The following is a 22,874-nucleotide window of genomic DNA, read 5'->3' as shown; positions in this document are numbered from 1 at the left end:
CCAACATTGATGTTGACTGACACACCGCTATCGCGAGCAGGCTCGCCCCTACAGTTTTTCCCATATTTTCTACAGCGTGTGATAGGTCGGCAGGGCAAACCGTTGCTGGCTTTGCAGCATGGAAATCTGCGGCAGCTCACTGGCTTGTTCAGCGAGGTCACGGCGAATCGCACTGATGACCCACGACAGTTGGTCGCCATTGTGCAATTGCTGGTAGGAAATCGAGCGCTTGAACACTTTGCCTTCGCCGCCGTCCAGGGTCAGCAGGATCCCACCGTCAGGGCGCTCTTGGGTAGTGACTGCGAAGTTGGAGAACAAGGACGAAAACTTTTCCTGGATAAGGCTCATGTCGTTCAGCTCCATGATGATTTGAATGGCAAGCATGGAGAGACTGCTGCAGCCTTTGTGCCATTCATTTCGGCTGAATAATATTAAGTAAAATCAACATGTTATGGTTTCCAGTGATTTTTGCTTTCGTGCAATCTGCATGAATGGCCACCGTGCATCCTGCATTTTGCAGGTACGTCGGCGACTCGATGGAACCAATTGGCGTGCACGGGATCACCTTCGCGCTGCGCAGTCACGGATCTGGATCGCAGATCAAGATCGTAGATCAAGATCGCGGATACAAAACATTTCAAAAACCGCGTGTACAGCTCAAGAAGCGTTGACGTATTTTCGGATTCAGTCATCGCAGCCCGACAATAAAAAGATCGAACGGGAGCATCATGAGCCGCACGTCGAACGACACGATTACCTGGGGCATGATGCTCCGCAAGTTGCCTTCCATTGCCAAAGCCATCCCCCGGGTGGTCAAGGGCATGAAGGTCGCCAACGTCAAGGACCCGACCCAGGCGTGTGGTTTGGGCTGGAGTTTCGAGCAAGCCACCCTGCGCAACCCGGATGGCCCGGCGCTGTTGCAAGGCGACGTAACGCTCAGTTATTCCGAGGTCAATCAATGGGCCAACCGCATCGCCCATCACTTGATCGGCCAAGGCATCGGCAAGGGTGATGTGGTGGCGGTCTTCATCGAGAACCGCCCCGAACTGCTGGTGACGATTCTGGCGGTGGCCAAGGTCGGCGCGATCAGCGCGTTGCTCAATACCTCACAGACCCGCGACACCCTGGTGCACAGTGTGAATCTGGTGGCGCCGGCGGCGATCATTGTCGGGGAGGAGTTGGTCCCGGCGTACCTGGCGGTTCGTGACCGGGTGTCGATCAAGGCCGAGCGCACCTGGTTCGTCGCCGATCAGGACACCTCTCGCCAACCGGGCATCGCGCCTGAAGGTTTCATCAACCTGATGACCGTCAGTCTCGACGACGCCAGCGACAACCCGGCCAGCAGCCAGCAGATTTTCTTCGACGATCCCTGCTTCTATATCTACACCTCGGGCACCACGGGGCTGCCCAAGGCTGGCGTGTTCAAGCACGGTCGCTGGATGCGCAGCTCCGCGAGTTTCGGCATGATCGCCCTGGACATGCGTGCGGACGATGTCGTCTATTGCACCTTGCCGCTGTACCACGCCACGGGGCTTTGCGTGTGTTGGGGTTCGGCCGTCAGTGGTGCCAGCGGGTTCGCCATCCGCCGCAAGTTCAGCGCCAGTCAGTTCTGGAGCGATGTGCGCAAATACCGGGCGACCACCATCGGTTATGTCGGCGAACTGTGCCGCTACCTGGTCGATCAACCGCCCAGCGCCGACGACAACCGGCACGACGTGAAGAAAATGATCGGCAACGGTTTGCGTCCCGGCGCCTGGAAAGAGTTCAAGACCCGCTTTGCGGTGAATCACATCTGCGAGCTGTACGCCGCCAGCGACGGCAATATCGGGTTCACCAACATTCTGAATTTCGACAACACCATCGGTTTTTCCCTGATGCGCTGGGAGCTGGTCGCATACGACCACGACAGCGGCGCGCCGATTCGTCAGGCCAATGGCCTGATGCGCAAGGTCGCCAAGGGAGAGCAGGGGTTGTTGCTGGCAAAAATCGACGACAAGGCACCGTTGGACGGCTACACCGATCCGCAGAAAACCGCCAGGGTCGTGCTCCACGATGTGTTCGAGCAGGGTGACCGCTACTTCAACACCGGCGACCTGTTGCGCAACATCGGCTTTGGTCATGCGCAGTTTGTCGACCGCCTGGGTGACACCTACCGCTGGAAGGGCGAAAACGTCTCGACCACGGAGGTTGAAAACATCCTCCTGCAACACCCGCATATTTCCGAAGCCGTGGCCTATGGCGTGGAAATCCGCAACACCAATGGCCGGGCCGGGATGGCGGCGATCACTCCCGCCGAATCCCTGGCAACCCTGGACTTCAGCGAACTGCTGGCCTTCGCCCGTGAGCAAATGCCGGCCTATGCTGTGCCGTTGTTCCTGCGGGTGAAAGTGAAAATGGAAACCACCGGGACTTTCAAATATCAGAAGACCCGACTCAAGGACGAGGCCTTCGACCCGGGCAAAACCGGTGATGACCCGATCTATGCCTGGCTGCCGGGGACCCAGACTTACGTGCAGGTTACGGAGCAGTTGTTGTCTGATATTCACGGCGGCAAGTACCGCTATTGAATCTGGCTATGGCGGTCCATGAGAAAAAACAAGTGACAGTGCCGGGAGCGCTCGGGAAACTGTCGGCTTTTACGAATGACAGAAATTGGAGTGCCCAATGTCAGACAAAAGCCGCCAGATGACCCCCGAAGAAGCCGCCGAATTCACCGAACAGGTATTCAACAAGGCTCGGGAGGGCGATGCGGCGATGATGGCTGCGCTGTTGACCAAGGGGTTGCCGCCGAACCTGCGTAACCACAAGGGCGATACCTTGCTGATGCTGGCCGCGTACCACGGTCATGTGGACACGGTCAAAGTCCTGCTGGAGCACAAGGCCGACCCGGAGATCCGCAATGACAACGGCCAGAGCCCGATTGCCGGCGCCGCCTTCAAGGGCGACCTGGCGGTGATCAAGGTCTTGGTCGACGGCGGTGCACAGGTTGAAGGTTCGTCCTTCGATGGCCGCACGGCGCTGATGATGGCGGCGATGTTCAATCGCGTCGAAGTGGTCGATTACCTGATCAGCAAGGGCGCCGACCCGAAAGCCAAGGACGCCAATGGCATCACCGCGCTGGAAGCTGCCAAGACCATGGGGGCTGCCGATACGGTTGCGCAGCTGGAAAAACTGCTGGGCTGACGTTGAACCCTGTGGCGAGGGGGCTTTTGTGGTGAGGGATTGCATCGCCACAGGTCCGCATTTCACTCATTAATGCGCTATCCTTCGCGCCCTCAAAATTCACCTCGCTACAGGATCCTCCCCATGAAAGCCGCACTCGTCGAACTCATCAGCAAAATCAGCTCCGGGTGCATGGGCGAAGACGAAATCCTCAAGGTCGCAGACGAAGCGGCCCAGGCCTACGCCGATCAGGATGCGTTCCTGACAGCCAATCCGGACATCAACTACGACGAAACCTTCCCGATCCCGCTGGGTGAGTGGGTGGTGGTCGGCAGCCTGCCAGAAACGGTGCTGTTCCAGGCTGACACCTACATGGACCTGTTCGCCCGGATCGTCGCCTCGTTCGGCCCTGGTGTGGAGTTCAATCTCAAGCCCAAGCAACTGGCCAGGACCGAAGCCCTGACCGCGCTCAACCGCATCCAGGTGCAGATGAGCAGCATGAACAAGGAAAACGGTGGCTACACGCTGATGAACTTCAGCCAGTTGCTCGATGACGAATTGCAGGTGGTCCTGGTCTACGGCAATGACGTGCCACGGGTGCTGGAATTGTGCACCGAAGTCGGCATCGCGGCCGCGCCATCCCTGGAAGCCCTGAAAGTGGCGATCCACGTCTGATAGCCAAACACTGTCAATAAAACGGAATCCTTGCGACGACCGTCTATCCTGAGGGGGCAAATCACTCTTCAGGAGCGTCACCATGGGTTCCACGTTCAACAGCCTGGTTGCCTTGATCATTTTTGCCCTGGATATCTGGGCCATCATCAACGTGTTCAAAAGTAGCGCCGAGACCGGGATGAAAATCCTCTGGGTGCTGTTGATCGCGCTGTTGCCGGTGCTGGGACTGATCATCTGGGCCATCGCCGGGCCGCGGGGCAATGTCAAGTTCTGACGGATTTCCCACAAACAACACCGACCCTGTGGGAGCGGGCTTGCCCGCGATGATATCGCCGCGGTGTCTCTGACAGACCGCAGCGTCTGCATCGCGGGCAAGCCCGCTCCCACAAGGATTGAGGCGAACTGATCAAGAGGTTCGACCTGTCATCTTCCGCGACGTAGAATGCGCGCCTTTCCCGGTCAATCGAGACGATCGAATGGCCATCATGGGCGGGTAACCGTCCGTTGCCACCCGCATTCATCGGAGCACTTCCCATGAGCAACACCCCGACCAGCGACTACCTGGAAACCCTCTACGAAGGCTACGGCCAGCGTTTTCGCATGGAAAAACTGCTGCACGAAGTGCGCACCGAACACCAGCACCTGGTGATCTTCGAAAACCCGCGCATGGGCCGGGTCATGGCACTGGATGGCGTAATCCAGACCACCGAAGCCGATGAATTCATCTACCACGAAATGCTCACCCACGTGCCGATCCTCGCCCATGGCACCGCCAGGCGCGTGTTGATCATCGGCGGCGGCGATGGCGGCATGTTGCGTGAAGTGGCCAAGCACCGCAGTGTCGAGCACATCACCATGGTCGAGATCGACGGCACCGTGGTCGATATGTGCAAGGAATTCCTGCCGAACCACTCCAAGGGTGCATTCGATGATCCACGCCTGAACCTGGTGATCGACGACGGCATGCGTTTTGTCGCCACCACCACTGAAAAATTCGACGTGATCATTTCCGACTCCACCGACCCGATCGGGCCGGGCGAAGTGCTGTTCTCGGAAAACTTCTACCAGGCCTGCCACCGTTGCCTGAACGAAGGCGGCATCCTGGTGACCCAGAACGGCACGCCGTTCATGCAGATCGAAGAAGTGAAGACCACCGCCGGTCGCCTGCGCAGCCTGTTCCCGGACTGGCACTTCTACCAGGCCGCCGTGCCGACCTACATCGGTGGCTCGATGACTTTTGCGTGGGGCGCGACCAATACCGCTTATCGCAAGTTGTCCCGCGAAACCCTGCAACAGCGCTTCACGGGCAGCGGCATCGTCACCCGCTACTACAATCCTGAAATCCACATTGGCGCGTTCGCCTTGCCGCAATACGTATTGCAGGCAGTGAACAAGCCAAGCAACGACTGATTGGTTGAAATGCAATACCTGTGGGAGCGAGCTTGCTCGCGATAGCGTCAGACCAGTCAATATTGATGTTGAATGTTCTACCGCTTTCGCGAGCAAGCCCGCTCCCACATGGCTTGCGCTTGACGGGTTAAAGCGGGTGTCGGGAGAGATGTTCACATCCATCGATATGTTTGATCCGGTGGAACATCAGCCAGCTATCAAGGTCGAGATAGAGGTAAGCCCATCAATGGGGTTTATCGAGGAGGCACCAATGCAAAAATGGAAGGTCACTTTCGTGGATGATCATGGCGAAACCGTCGACGAAGTGTTCGAGTGCATCGAGCGCCCGGACTACGAGCGCGCCGCCAGGCTCATCAAGGCCCGGTTTCTTCCTGTCGTCGCCGAACTGGATCTGAACGATCTGGAGGGGCGGACCGCCGATGCGTGCGTCAAGGAACTCAAGTTCCAGAACAGCATTGAAATCCTCGGTATTTCTCCAATCTGAACGACACCTGTCGCATTCACATCCAGACCTTGGCAGAGGCTCTATCTTGAGGCTACTCTGCAAGCGAGATCAGCGATTGAATCGCTAAGGTCTGGTCTTGTCAGCTCCATGCTTGTTTCCCGCCGGCTCATTGGTTGCCGTCGCTCGCGCTGTTCGGTTGCGGGTGAGGGAGTACGGAAAGTCTATCCATCGTTTTGAGGAGGACGTTTCATGAGCACAGCCTATCAAGAAGACATCAGCAGCAGTGTGCTGCGCCGCATGAAAGAAGGCGGTTTTGACTTTTCACGGTTTCATCCCATCGAGTTCTACGCCATTTTCCCGGACGAGGAGCGGGCACGCAGGGCGGCAGGTCATTTCCACCGTGGTGAATCCCTGAATGCGCAAGTCAGTGTGCGCGACGACGGCGCCTGGGCGCTGGAGTTGAGCAAAGTCATGTATGCCACCTACGACGACATCGGCGACTTCGAACAGGGTTTCGAAGCGGTGGTCGAGCCGTTGGGCGGCATTATCGAAGGCTGGGGTGTGAAACAGGAGGTACGAGGGCGACTCGCATAACCTTATGAACAGTGACAATTGGCAACGACGGCTGACCTTCGGGTTGGCCGTTTTCATTTGTGGGCGTTGAAAACCAGCAAAAAAAAGCCGCCTGGGCAGGCGGCTAAAAGGGAAGTCCGGTGAGCTTTTCAGCGAATGCCCGGATTATCCGCACCGGTTGCCGGGCAGTGAAATCAACTCTGGCTATGCTGGTGATAGGCGACCACTACGCCTTGCAATGAAGCGGGGGCAATCAGGTTGGGGCATTTGTCGCACAGGATTGGTGCAGTGAGTGCGTCTTGATTATCCAACCGATTGAAATTTAAGCGTTTATGCCGATGGCACGGGCCTTGCGAAGGTCTGGACGTCCGAGTGACAAGGAGTACGGCATGATCCGCACCTATTTTGATGAGATGTACGATGCCGGCGGCCAGGTCCGCCCGCATTATCGGGAGTTTGCCCGTTGGCTGGCCGAGACGCCTGACGAGCTTCTGGCACAACGGCGACGCGAGGCCGATCTGCTGTTTCATCGCGCCGGGATTACCTTCACGCTCTACGGGGACGAGCAGGGCACAGAGCGCCTGATTCCATTCGATACCATCCCTCGCAGCATCCCCGCCAGCGAATGGCGGATTGTCGAGCGCGGCTGCATCCAGCGAGTCAAGGCGTTGAACATGTTCCTCGCCGATCTCTATCACGAGCAGCGCATCATCAAGGCCGGCATCATTCCGGCCGAGCAGGTGCTGGCCAACGAGCAGTATCAGTTGGCAATGCAGGGCCTGGATCTGCACCGCGATATCTATTCGCACATTTCCGGTGTCGATCTGGTGCGCGACGGTGACGGCACGTATTACGTGCTCGAAGACAATCTGCGTACACCGAGCGGCGTCAGTTACATGCTCGAAGACCGCAAGATGATGATGCGCCTGTTTCCCGAGCTGTTCGCGGCGCAACGCATTGCCCCCATCGACCACTACCCGAACCTGCTGCTCGACACCCTGAAAAGCTCAAGCCCGATCGATAACCCGAGCGTGGTGGTGCTGACACCGGGACGCTTCAACAGTGCGTTCTTCGAGCATGCGTTCCTGGCACGGGAAATGGGCGTGGAACTGGTGGAGGGCGCGGACCTGTTCGTGCGTGACGACAAGGTCTACATGCGCACCACCGACGGGCCGAAAGCGGTCGACGTGATTTATCGTCGCCTCGATGATGCCTTCCTCGATCCGCTGGCTTTCAACCCGGAGTCGATGCTCGGCGTGCCGGGGCTGCTGTCGTCCTACCGTTCCGGCAACGTGGTGTTGGCCAATGCCATCGGCACGGGGGTGGCGGACGACAAATCGGTGTATCCGTTCGTCACCGACATGATCCGTTTCTACCTCGACGAGGAGCCGATCCTGAAGAACGTGCCGACCTGGCAATGCCGTAACCCGTCTGAACTTTCCCACGTGCTGGCCAATCTTCCAGAACTGGTGGTCAAGGAAACCCAAGGCTCCGGCGGGTACGGAATGCTGGTGGGGCCGGCGGCGACGGCGGCGGAAATCGAAGCCTTCCGTGCGCGGATCATCGCCAAGCCCCATGCCTACATCGCGCAACCGACGCTGTCGCTGTCGACTTGTCCGACCTTTGTCGAAAACGGCATCGCGCCGCGCCACATCGACTTGCGGCCGTTTGTCTTGTCGGGCCGCGAAACCCGGGTCGTGCCCGGCGGTTTGACCCGTGTCGCCCTGCGCGAAGGCTCCCTGGTGGTCAACTCCTCCCAGGGCGGCGGAACCAAGGACACCTGGGTGGTCGAGGATTAAAGGAAGCCTGTCATGTTAAGTAGAACTGCCTCGGATTTGTATTGGATGTCGCGTTACCTGGAGCGGGCGGAAAACCTCGCACGGATGCTCGACATCAGTTATTCGCTGTCGCTGATGCCGCAAGACGGTCGTGGCGACGGTTTGCACGAGCTGGCCATGCCGCTGTTGATTACCGGCACCCTGGACGATTACCTGGAGCGCCATGGCGAACTGCATGCCGAACGGCTGCTGCATTTCTTCGCCCTGGATGCGGCCAACCCGGCGAGCATCTACAGCTGCCTCGGTGCCGCACGGGCCAGCGCCCATGCGGTGCGTGGGCGCATTACCGCCGACATGTGGGAAAACATCAACGCCACCTGGCTGGAAATTCGCGGTATCGCCGAACAGGGCCTCAGTCGCTACGGCATGAGCCGTTTCTGCGAGTGGATCAAGGAACGTTCCCACCTGTTCCGGGGCGCGTCCTACGGCACCATCATGCGTAACGATGCGTTTCGCTTCATTCGTCTGGGGACCTTTATCGAACGGGCGGACAACACCTTGCGCCTGCTCGATGCCCGCTACGAAATGGCCGGCGACCAGGCCGAGGCGGTCAGCGATGGCACCGCTCACGCGTATTACCAGTGGAGTGCGTTGTTGCGGGCGTTGTCGTCGTTCGAGGCCTACACGGAAATCTACCGCGACGCCCCCGGTGCCCGGCATGTCGCCGAACTGCTGTTGCTGCGGGCGGATGTGCCGCGTTCATTGCGCGCCTGCACCGAAGAAATCGACCAGATCCTCGCGCAATTGCCGGGGGCCAACGGTCGTCCCGCACAGCGCCTGGCGGCAGAAATGGACGCACGCCTGCGCTACACCGGCATCCATGAAATTCTCGAAGAAGGCCTGCATGCCTGGCTGACCGAGTTCATCCCGCTGGTGCGCCAGTTGGGTAACGCGATTCACAGTTCTTATCTGGAGGCCGCATGAGACTTTCCATTAGCCACGAGACCACCTATCACTACGAAGACAAGGTGCGGGCGAGCATCCAGTACCTGCGACTGACGCCCCACGACAGCGAGCGCCAGCACGTGCTCAGCTGGCAGCTCGACCTGCCGCGTCCGGTGCGGGCGCAACTCGATCCGTTCGGCAACATCCTGCATGTGCTGACCATGGACGAGCCCCACGAGGCGATCATCATCGGCGCCCGTGGCCAGGTCGATATCGACGAAATGCGTGAGGCCGAACACGAGAGCCAGTCGGCACTGCCGTTTCTGCGGTTCACCCGTTTGACTGAAGCTGATGCCGCCCTGCGTGCGTTCGCCGAGAAGGAATGCAAGCAACGCCGCGATCGCACGGCACTGATCGATCTGATGCATGGGCTCAACCAGCATATGACCTACACGCCGGGCTCCACGGAGGTGGACACCAGCGCGGCTCAGGCCTTTGCCGGGCGTTCCGGCGTGTGTCAGGACCACACCCACGCGTTTCTTGCCTGCACCCGCAGCCTGGGCATTCCTGCGCGTTATGTGTCGGGTTATCTGTACAGCGAAAACAGCGAACACCTGGCCAGCCACGCCTGGGCCGAAGCCTGGCTGGATGACGCCTGGTACAGCTTCGACGTGACCAACGAACTGGCCCGACCGGAACGTCACCTGAAACTGGCGGTGGGCCTGGATTACCTGGATGCCTGCCCGGTACGGGGTATGCGCCGGGGCGGCGGGTGTGAGCAGATGCATGCCAAGGTGCTGGTGTCACCGACGCCAGCGCCGGTGATTTCAGTGCAGCAGCAATAACCAGAGGTCTGCAAAATCCTGTGGGAGCGAGCTTGCTCGCGATGGCGACCTTTCAGTCGATACTACCGTGACTGACACACCGCTATCGCGAGCAAGCTCGCTCCCACAGGGATCGTGTCAGTGCTAGTGCTGAATCTTGCGCCCAACCATATGCTGCAAATACCCCACCAACATCCCCAGATCCCCATCCGGCAACACCTCGGCCGAGAACCCGGGCATCTTCGCTTGCGGCCACTGGCGCAAGCTCTGTGGATCGCGGATGTAGCGCTTGAGGAAGTCCGCACCGAAGTACTCGGTCGGGTTGTACGGAATATTCAGGTCCGGCCCGAACTGCGCGTCCCCGGCACCGTTGAGTCGATGACACGCCAGGCAGTTTTTCTGGAACAGCGCAAAACCCTTGTTCACCGGATCATCCGCCTTCAAGGCCGGGTCGGGCAGCAGGGCAGGGAAGCGCTGGGCCACGGGCGCCAGGCGTTTGATGCTCGCCACCTGGAACGGCCATTGTTCGGGGCTGATATTGCCGGCCTGCGGATGGGTCCAGACCAGATAGAACGGCCCGGCGCCGGGCTTGCCTTCTGCTAGCGGTGGCCACGGTTTGGCCGGGTCTTCAATCGCCAGCCAGGCCCGGGCACCCTGGGTATTGAGCAACGGCGCCGCAGCCATTTCGGCGGCAAAGCCATCCAGAGCCACGGCTTGCAGGTGGTCGTCAGGCTTGATGCCGGTCAGCAGTGCGGACAGAGGCACGGCGCGGTAACTCATGTCCCGTTTGTAGGAAACGTCGTTGCTGATGTCGATGGTCTGGACTTGAGGATGCTTGAGCAGTTCCTCGGTCTGCCAGGTGCGACTGTTCGCGCCCAGCTCCAGGTTCAGCTGTGCGGCATACAGGGGCGAGCCGAACAGCAGGGCCCCGAGCAGAATGAGCATTTTCAAGTGATCGCCGTCCATGTCGTGGAAGTGCCGCAAAGATTGGCACAGCCACGCTGGCCCGGGTAGCGGGCCAGTCACATTTTGATAGTGGCAATTCAAAAACCGTGGCGCCGTATCTTTTAGACGCGACTAGCCGATCACCTTGGTCAGGTTCGGCAATATCAACAACAGCGTGGTGGCGAAAAGGATGAGCCCGGCTTGACGTACTTTCGATTGTTTGAACATGGCTTGACCGCCTTTTTTGTTATTTCCTGATGCCTGCCTGCATATCTCCATGATGGCAGCGCGTTGCACTTCCTGTAGTGACGAGCGCCTCGGCAAAACCCGACGACAACTTCGTACAAGTTCACCTTAGAGGCCGCACCGCGCTTGGTTTAGATCCATTTCGTATGGTGTTGTTACGACTTGCTTTAAAAAAGGCATGAGGCCTATTGCCAGCTTCTTTGCCGCCCGTTGGCTAGACAGCTTGGTGTCCTGAATCGGTTAATCCGGTAGCTGACTACCGTCCGTCTGAGCGTGAGCGTCAACGCCTGTGAGCGCTGCGGTCATTGAATCAAACGTGAGTCGGGCCAAGAGTGAGCACTCGGTATCTACCCACCTGCACTGCGGTTCGAGGACGTCATGACCCAAGCATTGATTTTCGACGCGTTACGCACGCCCCGTGGCAAAGGCAAGGCCGATGGCGCCTTGCACAGCGTTAAACCGGTGAACCTGGTGGCCGGTTTGCTCACCGCGCTGCAACAGCGCACGGCGCTGGACACCAGCCAGGTCGATGATGTGGTGCTCGGCTGCGTGACGCCGATTGGCGATCAAGGTTCCGACATCGCCAAGACCGCCGCTCAGGTGGCCGATTGGGATGTCAGTGTGGCGGGGGTACAGATCAACCGTTTCTGCGCTTCAGGGCTGGAGGCCGTGAACCTCGGTGCGATGAAGGTGCGCTCCGGCTTCGAAGACCTGGTGGTAGTCGGCGGCGTCGAGTCGATGTCCCGGGTGCCGATGGGCAGCGATGGCGGGGCCTGGGCGCTGGACCCGGCGACCAACCTGCACAGTCACTTCACGCCACAGGGCGTGGGCGCCGACCTGATCGCCACCCTTGAGGGCTTCAGCCGTCAGGACGTCGATGCCTACGCCCTGCATTCCCAGCAAAAGGCCGCGCGGGCGCGGGCCGATGGTTCGTTCAACAAGTCGCTGGTGCCGGTGCAGGACCAGAACGGCATCATCCTGCTCGATCACGATGAGTTCATCCGCGCCGATTCGACCCTGGAAGGCCTGGGCAAACTCAAGCCGAGTTTCGAGATGATGGGGCAGATGGGCTTCGATGCCACCGCGCTGCGGGTCTACAGCCATGTCGAGCGGATCAATCATGTGCATACCCCAGGCAACAGCTCCGGGATTGTCGATGGCGCAGCGCTGATGCTCATCGGCTCCGAAGCCAAGGGCCGCGCGCTGGGCTTGCAGCCACGGGCGCGGATTGTCGCCACGGCAGTCACCAGCACCGATCCAACCATCATGCTCACCGGGCCCGCGCCGGCGACCCGCAAGGCGTTGGCCAAGGCCGGGCTGCGGGTCGAAGACATCGATCTGTTCGAGGTCAACGAGGCGTTCGCTTCGGTGGTGTTGAAATTCATCAAGGACATGGCCGTCGATCCGGACAAGGTCAATGTCAATGGCGGCTCAATCGCCATGGGCCACCCGCTGGGCGCCACCGGGTGCGCCATTCTCGGGACGCTGCTGGATGAACTGGAAGCCAGGCGACTGCGCTATGGCCTCGCGACCCTGTGTGTCGGCGGCGGCATGGGCATTGCCACCATCATCGAACGCCTCTGAGCCCGGACTTCAAGGAACCCAGTTATGAACGAAGCCATTCGTTACGAAAAAGACCAGGATCAGATCGTCGTCCTGACCATCGACATGCCTGGCCAGAGCGCCAACACCATGAACGCGGTGTACCGCGAAGCCATGGCGGACTGCGTTGCGCGGCTGGTGGCCGACAAGGACAACATCGCCGGAGTGATCATCACCTCGGCCAAGAAGACTTTCTTCGCGGGCGGCGACCTCAATGAACTGATCAAGGTCGGCAAACCCCAGGCCAAGGCCTTCTACGACATGGTGCTGAGCCTCAAGGGCCAGTTGCGCACCCTAGAAACCCTCGGCAAACCGGTGGTCGCCGCGATCAATGGCGCCGCATTGGGCGGCGGCTGGGAAATCTGCCTGGCCTGCCATCATCGCGTGGCGCTGGACAACCCGTCGGTGCAACTCGGCCTGCCGGAAGTCACCCTCGGCCTGTTGCCGGGCGGCGGAGGCGTGGTGCGCATGGTGCGTATGCTCGGCCTGGAAAAAGCCCTGCCTTATCTGCTTGAAGGCAAGAGGGTGCGACCACAACAGGCGTTGCAGGCAGGATTGATTGACGCGCTGGCGACCGATCACGAAGACCTGTTGGCCAAGGCGCGGGCGTGGATTCTCGCCAATCCGGCGGCGGTGCAGCGCTGGGACTTGAAGGGCTACCAGATTCCGGGCGGCACACCATCAAATCCGAAAGTCGCCCAGATGCTGGCGATTGCACCGTCGATCCTGCGCAGCAAAACCCAGGGCACGATGCCCGCGCCGGAGAAGATCCTGTGCGCGGCAGTCGAGGGCGCCCAGGTGGATTTCGATACCGCGCATCTGATCGAAACCCGCTACTTCACCGAGCTGACCACCGGCCAGATTTCGAAAAACCTGATAGGCACGTTCTGGTTCCAGCTCAACGAAATCAATGCCGGTGGCTCGCGGCCTCAAGGTTTTGCGCCTTATGTCACCCGAAAGGTCGGCGTGCTCGGTGCCGGAATGATGGGCGCCGGTATCGCGTTTGTCAGTGCGTCGGCGGGGATCGATGTGGTGCTCAAGGACATCAACTTAGCGGCGGCTGAGAAGGGCAAGGCGCATTCTGCGGCGCTGCTGGACAAGAAAGTCGCTCGCGGACAATTGAGCATCGAACAGCGTGATAGTGTTCTGGCCCGCATTCAAACCAGCGAAAACGATGCCGACCTGGCCGGTTGCGACCTGATCATCGAAGCCGTGTTCGAGGATCGTGAATTGAAGGCCAAGGTCTCGTTGGCAGCGCAGAAGGTCGTCGGCGCGGACGCGGTGATCGCCTCCAACACCTCGACCTTGCCGATCAGTGGTCTGGCGTGCGCCGTGCCCGACCAGAGCAAGTTCATCGGCCTGCACTTTTTCAGCCCCGTGGAAAAAATGCCGCTGGTGGAAATCATCAAGGGCGCCAATACCAGCGACGAAACCTTGGCCCGCGGGTTCGATTACGTCCTGCAAATCAGGAAAACCCCGATTGTGGTCAACGACAGCCGCGGTTTTTTCACGTCGCGGGTGTTCGGCACCTTCACCAACGAAGGCATTGCCATGCTGGGCGAAGGCGTCAACGCGGCGATGATCGAGACTGAAGCGCGCAAAGCCGGCATGCCTGTAGGACCGCTGGCGATCTCTGACGAAGTTTCCCTCAGCCTGATGAGCCATATCCGTCTGCAAACGGCCAAGGACCTGCAAGCAGAAGGGAAACCGCTGATAGAACACCCGGCATTTACCGTGATTGACGTGTTGCTCAATGAGTTCAAGCGTCCGGGCAAGGCTGCCGGTGGAGGTTTCTACGAGTATCCGGCGGGCGGCCAGAAACACCTGTGGCCTGAGTTGAAAACCCGCTTCGAGAAAACCGACGGGCAGATTTCGCCGAAGGATGTGCGTGATCGCCTGCTGTTCGTGCAGGCCATCGAAACCGTGCGTTGCGTGGAGGAGGGCGTGTTGACCTCGACGGCGGATGCCAACGTTGGCTCGATCTTCGGTATCGGTTTCGCCGCCTGGACCGGTGGTGCGCTGCAGTTCATCAACCAGTACGGCGTGCAGGACTTTGTCGCCCGCGCCCAGTATCTGGCCAAGCAATATGGCGAGCGGTTCGCGCCGCCCGCCTTGCTGCTGGAGAAGGCGGCCAAAGGGGAGACGTTCTAAGGGGGCGATGACGCATTTCGGGGCTTGCCTTGTCACGGTGTTTCGAGGCAGGCTCTGGGGTGTGCATTATTCCCATCACGTGTCAGGTATTTTTTATGTCGTTACGCATCTGCATTCTGGAAACCGACCACCTGCGTCCGGAATTGGTTGACCAATATCAGGGCTACGGGCAGATGTTCAAACACCTGTTTTCGCAGCAGCCGATTGCCGCCGAGTTCACGGTCTACAACGTGGTGCAGGGGGAATACCCAAGTGACGACCTGGCGTTCGACGCCTACCTGGTGACGGGCAGCAAGGCTGACTCCTTCGGCACCGACCCGTGGATCGAAACCCTCAAGAAATACCTGCTGACCCGCTACGAGCGCGGCGACAAGTTGTTGGGCGTCTGCTTCGGCCATCAGTTGCTGGCACTGCTGCTCGGTGGCAAGAGCGAGCGCGCCACCCAGGGCTGGGGCGTCGGCACGCACAAGTACAAAATGGCCGCCAAGGCGCCATGGATGAGCCCGGTGCGCGAAGAACTGACGTTGCTGATCAGCCACCAGGATCAGGTCACGACGCTGCCGGAAAACGCCACGGTCATTGCTTCCAGCGATTTCTGCCCGTATGCCGCCTACCACATCAACGATCAAGTGCTGTGCTTCCAGGGGCATCCGGAGTTCATCCACGACTACTCCCGAGCGCTGCTGGAGATTCGCCAGCAGGCACTGGGTGAGCAGGTCTACTCCAAAGGCATTGCGAGCCTGGAGCAGGAACACCACGGCACCACGGTTGCCGAGTGGATGATGCGGTTTGTGGCGCACAAGCCGGAAGCTGTTTAAAACCTGTAGGAGCGAGCCCTGCTCGCGATGGTCGTAAACGATAATGCGCCAAACCTGACAGCCCACGGTGCTCTCAGGTTTTTCGCGAGCAGGCTCGCTCCTACAGCCACCCCGACTTTTTGAAACTCGCCCACAACCCCAGACAACCCACCGTAATAAACCCCAGCACCCCGAAGTACCCGTAGTGCCAGCTCAACTCCGGCATGTTCTGGAAGTTCATCCCGTAGATCCCCGCCACCGCCGTCGGGAAGGCCAGAATCGCCGCCCAGGCCGCAAACTTGCGCTGCACCACGCTCTGGCGTGAGGCCTCCAACAGCACCCCGACCTCAATCGTCTGGCTGGCAATATCCGCCAGGGTCGTCAGGTCTTCCATCTGTCGCGTTACATGGATCTGCACATCGCGAAAGTACGGACGCATGTTCTTGTCGATGAACGGGAAGCTCAGCCTCTGCAATTCCTCCCCGATCTCAATCATCGGTGCCACATAACGACGCAAACGCAAAACATCACGACGCAGGCCATGCAGCTTCTGGATGTCGTAGTCATTCAACACGCCACATAACACATTGCCTTCCAGCTCATCGATTTCCGCGTGAATGGCTTCGCCCATCGGCTGGTAGTTTTCGATCACGAAATCGAGGATGGCATAGAGTACGAAATCTTCCCCGTGCTCAAGCAATAGCGGACGCGCCTCACAGCGTTGTCGGACATGGGCGTAGGACGCGGAGTGACCGTTGCGCGCAGTAATGATGTAGCCATTGCCGGCAAAGATATGCGTCTCGATGAACTTGAGTTTGCCTTCATCCCGGATGGGCGAATACGTCACAATGAACAGCGCATCGCCGAAAGTTTCCAGCTTCGGCCGGCTGTGCTTTTCCAGGGCGTCTTCGATGGCCAGTTCGTGCAGGTTGAACTGGCGTTGCAGATTGTAGAGTTCCTCGGCGTTCGGCTCTTCGAGGCCAATCCAGACAAAGTGTCCGGGCTTTGCAGCCCAGGCGGCGCCTTCGTCGAGGGTGATATTGGTGACTCTTTTACCGGCGCTATAAACCGCAGCAGCAACAACTCTACCCATGATGGTGGTTCACTTCTTTTGGCAGCTTTCAATTGGCAACATATGCAATGCCAGTGTTGATCAGCTTAGCCTCGCAGTGTTTGATAGTCAGTTAAATCTGCCGAGTTAGCCGGTAAAGTCTCGCTGGCAAAAGAAAACCCGCACCAGGCGGGTTTTCTTGTTCAGGCAGCTTGCAGTTGCCGGTCCATCGATTCGATACATTCACGCATCTGCTCGCGACACTGGGCGATCAGCATGGGCATGTCGTCCAGGCTCAATCCGGCAGTGGGAATCGCCGGCAACGAACGAATCAGAATTTTCCCGCTGCGCCAGCGGTTCAATCGCATGTGTTTGACGTAACTGCTGACACACACCGGCACGATCGGTACCCCGGCGGCAATGGCCATCTGGAAGGCGCCTTTCTTGAAGGGCAGCAAGTCCTCACCCAGGTTGCGCGTGCCTTCCGGGAAAACCCAGATCGAGGTGTCTTGGTTTTGCAAGGTGTGGGTAGTGGTCAACATCGACTTGCGCGCCTTGTGCGCATTGCCACGGTCGATCAGCACATTGCCGGCCAGCCAGAACAACTGCCCGAACAGCGGCACCCATTTCAGGCTCTTTTTGCCGATGCACACGGTACGGCGGGGCACTACGTTGCCAAACACGAACAGGTCGTAGTTGGACTGGTGATTGGCGATGATCACGCAGCTGTCAGGTTTGTCCATCAACGGCCCGACTTCGGCCTTCACCCGCAAACGCAAAATACACATGGCCGGCCAGGCATACAGGCGTGCGCACAGACGGCTGTTGTCCGGGTTGAATGGCCGGCACAGGCCGAGAATCACACCCAGCACACCTGCCACGATAAAGTGCAGGCCCATCAATGACATACGAAGCAAAAACAGCATTTACAGGCCCCACCGGGACAAAAGGTGGCGCAGTGTACGGATGTACACTGTTTTCGGCAATTGCTGCCAGGGAAGTGGGAGATGGCCGATGTTTGAGCTGATGTTTCCGACCATTTGGTCAGATGCGGTCTAGAGCGGTTACAGAGGTTTAGCCGCGATACGTATGAAAAAGCCCGACACGACGGTCGGGCTTTTCGTTGTTGCAGATCCGGGCTTAAACCAGATGTTCCTGGTCCTGGATGATCGCGTTGTCCAGGGCCTCCAGCAGGGCCTTGCGCACTTTCAATTTGGTGTTCTTGTGCGCGGTCATGTTGATCTTCTTCAACTGACGAGCCGCCGCCAGTGCCGCGCCTTGCAGTTCTTCAGCCGAAACCACCACATCAAGGAAACCGGCAGCCACGGCGCTTTGTGGATTGAACATCTCGCCGTTGACCACCGAACGCTGCAGCGCCACTTTGCTCAGGCGATCACGGGCAATCTCGATACCCGCATGGTGCATGGTCATGCCAATCTGCACTTCGTTCAGGCCAATGCTGAACGCACCGTCGACGCCAATGCGATAGTCGGCCGACAACAACAGAAACGCACCCTTGGCCACCGCATGCCCCGGGCACGCGACGATCACCGGGAAGGGGTGCGACAGCAGGCGGCGGGCCAGTGTCGAGCCGGAAGTCACCAGCGCCACGGCCTCCTTAGGGCCTGCCGTCATCACCTTCAGATCATACCCGCCGGAGAGAATGCCCGGCTGGCCGGTAATGATCACCACTGCACGATCAGTCACCGCCTGATCCAGCGCAGCGTTGAACGCGGCAATCACATCCGGGGAGATGGCGTTGACCTTGCCATTGCTCAAGGTCAGGGTCGCGATACCGTCTTCGAGATGGTAGGAAATCAACTCACTCATGACGCTATTCCTTTCAATAAAGTTGGGCAGACGTTACCCACCACTGCAGGCCAGGTAAAGCGCCGTGACTGACCCGCCAGTCACCCTTTGCCTGCCCGCCAGGCGCAGCCCGCCGTGCCTGCTGCGTATTCCCCTCTATATAGAAGAGGGCACGAAGCCGGAGATTGGCCGGTTTGCCATGGCCCGGAGCGAGCGGAAACGCTGAATCGCGTTAAGCGCATGAAAATTCTGAAAAAAATGTTTGCCATCGGAAAAGCTTTCGACTACATTAGCGCGCCTCGACAGACAGAACATGTTTGAAGAGATACGGTGAAGTGTCCGAGTGGCTTAAGGAGCACGCCTGGAAAGTGTGTATACAGGAAACTGTATCGAGAGTTCGAATCTCTCCTTCACCGCCACATTCAGTAAACACAAACCCCTGATTTTCCTAGAGAAAGTCGGGGGTTTGTGGTTTTTGGCGTCTGAAAAAGGGCCATATGGGAACAATAAGCAGCGTACCTCCTTACGCAACTCTCAGATTTTGCCTACAACTTCAGCGAGATCCACCGGATATTCTTGTAATCGCCCCAAACAAAATCTGAACCTCAGACACGAAAACGCCGCTTTCCTATTGCTGGGTAAGCGGCGTTTTCTTCGCACGTGTTGAAGGGTCGCTTCATGCATCAGCGATGTCATTCGCGGTTGCTAAACTCGGCGCGGTATCATGATATAATACCATGAACAATAAACAGCTCAGTACGCTCAAAGCCGTGTTTTCAAGGCCTGCCCCGGCCACGCTGGAATGGGCTCGTATCGAGTCCTTGCTCGTCGCAGCAGGCGCCAGGACCATTGAAGGCAATGGATCGCGAGTACGTTTTGAACTCAATGGCGTGGTGGCCACCTTTCACCGTCCCCACCCCGACAAAGAAGCCAAGCCCTACCAGGTGCGTGACGCTCGGGCTTTCCTTGAGCAAGCAGGAGTTACCCCGTGAACGTGATGAATTACAACGGCTACGCAGCCAGAATTGAGTACAGCGATGAAGACGGCCTGTTTGTCGGCCACATCGCGGGCATCAAGGATGTCGTTGGGTTTCACGGTGAGTCAGTTCAGGAGCTTCGAGCCGCGTTTGAAGAGGCCGTCACTGACTATCTGGAGACGTGCGCCAAGCTCGGACGTGCACCGCAGAAACCCTATTCGGGCAACCTGAGTCTGCGTTTAGAGCCCGCACTCCATGCAACGGTCGCGGTGAAAGCTCAGTTAGCTCACAAGAGTATCAATCAGTGGATCGCTGACGTTCTTGATCGAGACGCGCATGCCTAAGGCTGTGTCATTCAATCATTGCGGTACCTGGTCAGGTGTGACTTATAGGTATAGATGCTGGTTCGTACCTCGTAGACATCACGCACATGGGGCGCTTGATCTTGTGAAATGGTGAATCATGTCACTCAAAAAGTAGCTCCAGGCGGCGTCCCGTGTGTCTCTGCTACGTTAGCTCAAATCGCTCTAATGCATAGTCTTTACCTGCCAGGGTAAGTTCAAAAATGGTGGCGCCGAACGTACCCCGCGTCACTTTTTGCTTCACAAGACGTTTAGCTTGGAGTTGCTTTAGACCGTCTTCAACTTCCAGCTTGCTTAGTGAGACAAGTTTGCAAACCGAGTCTAAATTTGCAATCTTTCTGAAATTTGCATGATAGGCTAAAGCCTCCATCAGCAGTGTTTGGTTATCTGTCAACTGTGGAAACTGAGGGTTGTTCATTTTGTAAACTTTTCGCTCTATCTCGTGTAGCTCGCCGTAAGTTCCGTCAGTGGTGCGGTAGAAGTAAATCGCTACAGTCAGAGTGCTGATTAAAGCCGCGATAATCATCAGCAGCGACCAATTCGGCATTGGCGTTTCCAAGAGAAGCCAGTTCCACGTACGTAGCAGCCAGCCCTTGGTATCTGCCAACAACGTCAGGTCGAAATAAGTGTCGATCAGCTTTATCGCAGCCCAAGCGACAAGGAAGCCTCCAGCCGAGTAAGCTATAGCCTTGAAAGTTAACGAGAAATGCTTGCCTTCTGCTGCCATGCTGCTCGTCTCCGGTGTAGGAAACAGATGTTGTCAGCATAGCAGTGGAAAAGTGGCGCTCTGGCACTGGCGCGGGTGGGGGCTCCCGAGCGGTGCTTCACCGCCAAATTCGATGTAAACAAAACCCCTGGTTTCGAAAAAGATGCCAGGGGTTTTGTGGTTTTTGGGGTTCGAGTTTGAGGTTGGGCAAACAAGAGACTTCTCCGCGCAAGCGGTCACCAAGCCAATCCGGCTGTTAGACTGCCCGATTTCTTCGAAGGGAATCGACATCATGCTCTATCCTCGAGCCAGTTTTCGCGGCGCAGCCAAGCTCATCGCGACTGTGTCGATAGTTGCGATGACATCAATGGCCCTCGCATCCGCCCCTGCAACTTTTCCCGACGCGCAAGCCAGTGACCCCGCCAAACTCGGCTGGATGGCAGGTTCGCCACCCTCCGCTGATCGCACCGTGCGTTTTGAAGACGGCAGCTATTTTCAATTCCCGGCAATGCGCTGGAGTGTTTCGAATTTCCGGCAACTGATGCCAACGATCAACGTTTCACGCGGCCTGGGTGCTCCGGTTCCACTGGAGACAGTGCTGCGCAAAGATATCGACGAGATCAGTTTTGTCCCGCTTGGGGCCGAGGCGCCGATGACCTGGGAGCAATCCCTCGCGGCCACTTACACCGATGGCATTGTGGTCATGCACCGCGGGAAAGTTGTCTACGAGCGATATTTCGGGGTGTTGAAACCGGACGGCCAGCATGCTGCGATGTCGGTGACCAAGTCCGTGGTCGGCACACTGGGCGCCATGTTGGTGGCGGAAGGGCGCATCGATGCTGGCAAGCGGGTTGCCGAATATGTACCGGAACTGACGGATTCTGCGTTTGGCGGCGCCACGGTGCGGCAGGTGCTCGACATGACCACAGGCCTCAAATACAGCGAAGACTACGCGGACCCGAACGCCGAGGTCTGGGCTCATGCCAAGGCGGGCAATCCGCTGCCCAAACCCAAGGGTTATGACGGCCCTCGCAGTTACTACGAGTTTCTGCAGACGGTTCAACCGCAAGGTGAGCACGGCAAAGCGTTCGCCTACAAAACCGTCAACACGGATGTCCTTGGCTGGGTCATTGCTCGCGCCACTGGTCGCAATGTCGCGCAGCTTTTGTCGGAAAAAATCTGGAGTCGATTGGGGGCCGAACAGGACGCCTATTTCACCGTGGACTCCATCGGCACTCCGTTTGCCGGTGGTGGCTTGAATACGGGGTTGCGGGACCTGGCGCGGTTTGGCGAGATGTTGCGTACCGGTGGCCGGTTCAACGGTCAGCAGATCGTGCCAGTGGAAGTGATCGACGATATCCGTGGTGGCGCTGATAAACAGGCTTTCGCCAAGGCGGGGTACGCATTGCTCAAAGACTGGAGTTATCGGTCGATGTGGTGGGTGACGAACAAGGCGGGCGGGGCGTTCATGGCGCGTGGGGTTCATGGGCAGCGCATCTATGTCGATCCGAAGGCCGAGATGGTTATCGTCCGCTACGCATCCCATCCGGTGGCCAGCAACTCGGCCAATGACCCCGTGACGTTGCTGGCGTTTGATGCGTTGGCTGAATTTCTGAACAGGAAGGAACACCCATGATCACCACCACAACCCACTCCATTGACGGCCGACAAATTACCGCCTACCTGGACATTGTCAGCGCCGAGTCGGTGCAAGGGATCAACGTTGTTCGAGACGTATTTGCCGGCATGCGCGACTTTTTCGGTGGGCGCTCCCAGACGCTGGAACGAGCGTTGAAAGAAGCACGCATCCAGGCCACCGATGAGATCAAGGAGCGGGCGCAGGCGCTTCAGGCGGACGCGGTGGTCGGGCTTGATTATGAGATCAGCATGCCGGCGGGCAAGGGCGGGATGGTCGTGGTGTTTGTGACCGGGACTGCGGTCAAGTTGAGGTGAAAGCTGAGAAGCCATTCGTCGGTCACGGAGAAATCCGAACGGCAGGTCCGTTAGTGACCGGCTAGTCTGAAAAACCTTGGCGATCGATATTACTTCAGGCAAAGGGCTTGCCGATGTCGATCGCGCTTTTTGAAAGGGGTGAAGAGATGGCTGATCCGTATATCGAGGACGATGGCGCAGAATTTCCGATCAACAATTCCGTGCGGTGTGGTCAGACCCAGTATGTGGCCAGTTTCGGCGAGGACCAGACTGAGGTCGACAAGATCAAGACCAGGGCGTGCCGGGTACTGAAGGGCAAATTTTTACCCAAGGTGACAGCGCCGGTCAGGAAGTAACCGAACGCTGGGCAGACCCCGTTATAGAGCGGGTTTTTTCATGTCTGAAAAGTTTTATAACAATTTTTTAAAGACGCTGATCTTTCACAAACTTTTCACAGAATCCTCCGTAATCTCGACTCATCCGT

At 58.3% G+C, this 22,874-nt stretch carries 24 protein-coding genes and 1 tRNA gene; 19 read left to right on the top strand and 6 right to left on the bottom strand.

The features are described from left to right. Positions 1–69: 69 nt before the first annotated feature. Positions 70–348 carry a DUF3509 domain-containing protein gene (locus tag ACEN8Z_RS23155; RefSeq protein WP_007993070.1) on the bottom strand — a complete coding sequence of 93 codons (279 nt, stop codon included), beginning with the start codon at positions 346–348 and terminating at the stop codon, positions 70–72. A gap of 380 nt (positions 349–728) precedes the next feature. Here ACEN8Z_RS23155 and ACEN8Z_RS23150 point away from each other — a divergent pair, with 380 nt between their 5' ends. The 10 genes from ACEN8Z_RS23150 (at position 729) to ACEN8Z_RS23105 (ending at position 9,833) form a co-directional block, all read left to right on the top strand. Continuing rightward, positions 729–2,567: a long-chain-acyl-CoA synthetase gene (locus ACEN8Z_RS23150; protein ID WP_495595798.1), complete on the top strand. Its 1,839-nt coding sequence runs from the start codon at positions 729–731 to the stop codon at positions 2,565–2,567. A 97-nt stretch (positions 2,568–2,664) separates the two neighbouring features. Then, the gene (locus ACEN8Z_RS23145) at positions 2,665–3,183 is read left to right on the top strand and encodes an ankyrin repeat domain-containing protein (protein ID WP_495595797.1); all 519 of its coding nucleotides are present in this window, start codon (positions 2,665–2,667) and stop codon (positions 3,181–3,183) included. 123 nt (positions 3,184–3,306) lie between these two features. Beyond that, positions 3,307–3,837, top strand: coding sequence for a hypothetical protein (locus ACEN8Z_RS23140; RefSeq protein WP_495595796.1), 531 nt, complete (start codon positions 3,307–3,309; stop codon positions 3,835–3,837). 82 nt (positions 3,838–3,919) lie between these two features. After that, a complete protein-coding gene (locus ACEN8Z_RS23135) occupies positions 3,920–4,111 on the top strand; it encodes a PLD nuclease N-terminal domain-containing protein (RefSeq protein ID WP_007993066.1) in 192 nt (63 codons plus the stop codon). Between the two features lie 260 nt (positions 4,112–4,371). Beyond that, positions 4,372–5,247 carry a polyamine aminopropyltransferase gene (gene speE, locus ACEN8Z_RS23130; RefSeq protein ID WP_007993064.1) on the top strand — a complete coding sequence of 292 codons (876 nt, stop codon included), beginning with the start codon at positions 4,372–4,374 and terminating at the stop codon, positions 5,245–5,247. Positions 5,248–5,497: 250 nt separating this feature from the next. Beyond that, positions 5,498–5,731: a hypothetical protein gene (locus ACEN8Z_RS23125; RefSeq protein WP_495598183.1), complete on the top strand. Its 234-nt coding sequence runs from the start codon at positions 5,498–5,500 to the stop codon at positions 5,729–5,731. A gap of 210 nt (positions 5,732–5,941) precedes the next feature. Then, the gene (locus tag ACEN8Z_RS23120) at positions 5,942–6,286 is read left to right on the top strand and encodes a ribonuclease E inhibitor RraB (RefSeq protein ID WP_007988090.1); all 345 of its coding nucleotides are present in this window, start codon (positions 5,942–5,944) and stop codon (positions 6,284–6,286) included. A 368-nt stretch (positions 6,287–6,654) separates the two neighbouring features. Then, complete coding sequence (locus ACEN8Z_RS23115; RefSeq protein WP_007988088.1) at positions 6,655–8,064, top strand: circularly permuted type 2 ATP-grasp protein; 1,410 nt, start codon at positions 6,655–6,657, stop codon at positions 8,062–8,064. A 12-nt stretch (positions 8,065–8,076) separates the two neighbouring features. Beyond that, the gene (locus ACEN8Z_RS23110) at positions 8,077–9,027 is read left to right on the top strand and encodes an alpha-E domain-containing protein (RefSeq protein ID WP_007971901.1); all 951 of its coding nucleotides are present in this window, start codon (positions 8,077–8,079) and stop codon (positions 9,025–9,027) included. Continuing rightward, complete coding sequence (locus ACEN8Z_RS23105; RefSeq protein WP_007988084.1) at positions 9,024–9,833, top strand: transglutaminase family protein; 810 nt, start codon at positions 9,024–9,026, stop codon at positions 9,831–9,833. The genes ACEN8Z_RS23110 and ACEN8Z_RS23105 overlap by 4 nt, the downstream gene beginning before the upstream one ends. A gap of 123 nt (positions 9,834–9,956) precedes the next feature. Here the strand turns inward: ACEN8Z_RS23105 and ACEN8Z_RS23100 are convergent, their stop codons facing one another. Then, positions 9,957–10,778 carry a c-type cytochrome gene (locus ACEN8Z_RS23100; RefSeq protein ID WP_495595795.1) on the bottom strand — a complete coding sequence of 274 codons (822 nt, stop codon included), beginning with the start codon at positions 10,776–10,778 and terminating at the stop codon, positions 9,957–9,959. A gap of 603 nt (positions 10,779–11,381) precedes the next feature. Here ACEN8Z_RS23100 and ACEN8Z_RS23095 point away from each other — a divergent pair. The 3 genes from ACEN8Z_RS23095 (at position 11,382) to ACEN8Z_RS23085 (ending at position 15,574) form a co-directional block, all read left to right on the top strand. Continuing rightward, the gene (locus ACEN8Z_RS23095) at positions 11,382–12,587 is read left to right on the top strand and encodes an acetyl-CoA C-acetyltransferase (RefSeq protein WP_007993058.1); all 1,206 of its coding nucleotides are present in this window, start codon (positions 11,382–11,384) and stop codon (positions 12,585–12,587) included. A 24-nt stretch (positions 12,588–12,611) separates the two neighbouring features. Continuing rightward, a complete protein-coding gene (locus ACEN8Z_RS23090) occupies positions 12,612–14,756 on the top strand; it encodes a 3-hydroxyacyl-CoA dehydrogenase NAD-binding domain-containing protein (protein ID WP_495595794.1) in 2,145 nt (714 codons plus the stop codon). Between the two features lie 95 nt (positions 14,757–14,851). Then, positions 14,852–15,574 carry an amidotransferase gene (locus tag ACEN8Z_RS23085; RefSeq protein WP_495595793.1) on the top strand — a complete coding sequence of 241 codons (723 nt, stop codon included), beginning with the start codon at positions 14,852–14,854 and terminating at the stop codon, positions 15,572–15,574. Positions 15,575–15,674: 100 nt separating this feature from the next. On the opposite strand, the gene ACEN8Z_RS23080 is transcribed toward ACEN8Z_RS23085, so the two are convergent. The 3 genes from ACEN8Z_RS23080 to ACEN8Z_RS23070 form a co-directional block, all read right to left on the bottom strand. Then, the gene (locus ACEN8Z_RS23080) at positions 15,675–16,646 is read right to left on the bottom strand and encodes a magnesium and cobalt transport protein CorA (protein WP_008048451.1); all 972 of its coding nucleotides are present in this window, start codon (positions 16,644–16,646) and stop codon (positions 15,675–15,677) included. A 161-nt stretch (positions 16,647–16,807) separates the two neighbouring features. Next, the gene (locus ACEN8Z_RS23075; RefSeq protein WP_495595792.1) at positions 16,808–17,530 is read right to left on the bottom strand and encodes a lysophospholipid acyltransferase family protein; all 723 of its coding nucleotides are present in this window, start codon (positions 17,528–17,530) and stop codon (positions 16,808–16,810) included. A gap of 214 nt (positions 17,531–17,744) precedes the next feature. Continuing rightward, positions 17,745–18,434, bottom strand: a complete 690-nt coding sequence (locus ACEN8Z_RS23070) for a crotonase/enoyl-CoA hydratase family protein (protein ID WP_442100916.1) — start codon at positions 18,432–18,434, stop codon at positions 17,745–17,747. A gap of 308 nt (positions 18,435–18,742) precedes the next feature. Between ACEN8Z_RS23070 and ACEN8Z_RS23065 the strand changes: the two genes are divergently transcribed. The 3 genes from ACEN8Z_RS23065 to ACEN8Z_RS23055 all read left to right on the top strand — a co-directional run bounded on the left by ACEN8Z_RS23065 (position 18,743) and on the right by ACEN8Z_RS23055 (position 19,734). Next, a tRNA-Ser gene (locus ACEN8Z_RS23065) sits at positions 18,743–18,832 on the top strand. Between the two features lie 318 nt (positions 18,833–19,150). Then, positions 19,151–19,405 carry a type II toxin-antitoxin system HicA family toxin gene (locus ACEN8Z_RS23060; RefSeq protein WP_495595791.1) on the top strand — a complete coding sequence of 85 codons (255 nt, stop codon included), beginning with the start codon at positions 19,151–19,153 and terminating at the stop codon, positions 19,403–19,405. Continuing rightward, positions 19,402–19,734, top strand: a complete 333-nt coding sequence (locus ACEN8Z_RS23055; protein ID WP_495595790.1) for a type II toxin-antitoxin system HicB family antitoxin — start codon at positions 19,402–19,404, stop codon at positions 19,732–19,734. The genes ACEN8Z_RS23060 and ACEN8Z_RS23055 overlap by 4 nt, the downstream gene beginning before the upstream one ends. A 163-nt stretch (positions 19,735–19,897) precedes the next feature. Here the strand turns inward: ACEN8Z_RS23055 and ACEN8Z_RS23050 are convergent, their stop codons facing one another. Next, positions 19,898–20,479 carry a hypothetical protein gene (locus tag ACEN8Z_RS23050; RefSeq protein ID WP_495595789.1) on the bottom strand — a complete coding sequence of 194 codons (582 nt, stop codon included), beginning with the start codon at positions 20,477–20,479 and terminating at the stop codon, positions 19,898–19,900. Between the two features lie 337 nt (positions 20,480–20,816). Between ACEN8Z_RS23050 and ACEN8Z_RS23045 the strand changes: the two genes are divergently transcribed. The 3 genes from ACEN8Z_RS23045 (at position 20,817) to ACEN8Z_RS23035 (ending at position 22,746) form a co-directional block, all read left to right on the top strand. Further along, on the top strand, positions 20,817–22,094 hold the full coding sequence (locus tag ACEN8Z_RS23045) for a serine hydrolase domain-containing protein (protein WP_495598182.1): 1,278 nt from the start codon (positions 20,817–20,819) through the stop codon (positions 22,092–22,094). Next, the gene (locus tag ACEN8Z_RS23040; protein ID WP_007993045.1) at positions 22,091–22,411 is read left to right on the top strand and encodes a YbjQ family protein; all 321 of its coding nucleotides are present in this window, start codon (positions 22,091–22,093) and stop codon (positions 22,409–22,411) included. The genes ACEN8Z_RS23045 and ACEN8Z_RS23040 overlap by 4 nt, the downstream gene beginning before the upstream one ends. Positions 22,412–22,557: 146 nt before the next feature. Then, positions 22,558–22,746 (top strand): hypothetical protein, encoded by a 189-nt coding sequence (locus ACEN8Z_RS23035; protein WP_032829518.1) that lies wholly within the window; start codon positions 22,558–22,560, stop codon positions 22,744–22,746. Positions 22,747–22,874: the final 128 nt, after the last annotated feature.

Source organism: Pseudomonas sp. Pseusp10 (genome assembly GCF_059492225.1).
This window is presented reverse-complemented; position numbering and strand designations above follow the sequence as displayed.

Excerpts from the sequence above, each read along its gene's own strand:
- ACEN8Z_RS23155 (WP_007993070.1), bottom strand. The coding sequence starts at position 348 with ATGAGCCTTATCCAGGAAAAGTTTTCGTCCTTGTTCTCCAACTTCGCA.
- ACEN8Z_RS23150 (WP_495595798.1), top strand. The coding sequence starts at position 729 with ATGAGCCGCACGTCGAACGACACGATTACCTGGGGCATGATGCTCCGC.
- ACEN8Z_RS23145 (WP_495595797.1), top strand. The coding sequence starts at position 2,665 with ATGTCAGACAAAAGCCGCCAGATGACCCCCGAAGAAGCCGCCGAATTC.
- ACEN8Z_RS23140 (WP_495595796.1), top strand. The coding sequence starts at position 3,307 with ATGAAAGCCGCACTCGTCGAACTCATCAGCAAAATCAGCTCCGGGTGC.
- ACEN8Z_RS23135 (WP_007993066.1), top strand. The coding sequence starts at position 3,920 with ATGGGTTCCACGTTCAACAGCCTGGTTGCCTTGATCATTTTTGCCCTG.
- speE (WP_007993064.1), top strand. The coding sequence starts at position 4,372 with ATGAGCAACACCCCGACCAGCGACTACCTGGAAACCCTCTACGAAGGC.
- ACEN8Z_RS23125 (WP_495598183.1), top strand. The coding sequence starts at position 5,498 with ATGCAAAAATGGAAGGTCACTTTCGTGGATGATCATGGCGAAACCGTC.
- ACEN8Z_RS23120 (WP_007988090.1), top strand. The coding sequence starts at position 5,942 with ATGAGCACAGCCTATCAAGAAGACATCAGCAGCAGTGTGCTGCGCCGC.
- ACEN8Z_RS23115 (WP_007988088.1), top strand. The coding sequence starts at position 6,655 with ATGATCCGCACCTATTTTGATGAGATGTACGATGCCGGCGGCCAGGTC.
- ACEN8Z_RS23110 (WP_007971901.1), top strand. The coding sequence starts at position 8,077 with ATGTTAAGTAGAACTGCCTCGGATTTGTATTGGATGTCGCGTTACCTG.
- ACEN8Z_RS23105 (WP_007988084.1), top strand. The coding sequence starts at position 9,024 with ATGAGACTTTCCATTAGCCACGAGACCACCTATCACTACGAAGACAAG.
- ACEN8Z_RS23100 (WP_495595795.1), bottom strand. The coding sequence starts at position 10,778 with ATGGACGGCGATCACTTGAAAATGCTCATTCTGCTCGGGGCCCTGCTG.
- ACEN8Z_RS23095 (WP_007993058.1), top strand. The coding sequence starts at position 11,382 with ATGACCCAAGCATTGATTTTCGACGCGTTACGCACGCCCCGTGGCAAA.
- ACEN8Z_RS23090 (WP_495595794.1), top strand. The coding sequence starts at position 12,612 with ATGAACGAAGCCATTCGTTACGAAAAAGACCAGGATCAGATCGTCGTC.
- ACEN8Z_RS23085 (WP_495595793.1), top strand. The coding sequence starts at position 14,852 with ATGTCGTTACGCATCTGCATTCTGGAAACCGACCACCTGCGTCCGGAA.
- ACEN8Z_RS23080 (WP_008048451.1), bottom strand. The coding sequence starts at position 16,646 with ATGGGTAGAGTTGTTGCTGCTGCGGTTTATAGCGCCGGTAAAAGAGTC.
- ACEN8Z_RS23075 (WP_495595792.1), bottom strand. The coding sequence starts at position 17,530 with ATGCTGTTTTTGCTTCGTATGTCATTGATGGGCCTGCACTTTATCGTG.
- ACEN8Z_RS23070 (WP_442100916.1), bottom strand. The coding sequence starts at position 18,434 with ATGAGTGAGTTGATTTCCTACCATCTCGAAGACGGTATCGCGACCCTG.
- ACEN8Z_RS23060 (WP_495595791.1), top strand. The coding sequence starts at position 19,151 with ATGAACAATAAACAGCTCAGTACGCTCAAAGCCGTGTTTTCAAGGCCT.
- ACEN8Z_RS23050 (WP_495595789.1), bottom strand. The coding sequence starts at position 20,479 with ATGGCAGCAGAAGGCAAGCATTTCTCGTTAACTTTCAAGGCTATAGCT.
- ACEN8Z_RS23045 (WP_495598182.1), top strand. The coding sequence starts at position 20,817 with ATGACATCAATGGCCCTCGCATCCGCCCCTGCAACTTTTCCCGACGCG.
- ACEN8Z_RS23040 (WP_007993045.1), top strand. The coding sequence starts at position 22,091 with ATGATCACCACCACAACCCACTCCATTGACGGCCGACAAATTACCGCC.
- ACEN8Z_RS23035 (WP_032829518.1), top strand. The coding sequence starts at position 22,558 with ATGGCTGATCCGTATATCGAGGACGATGGCGCAGAATTTCCGATCAAC.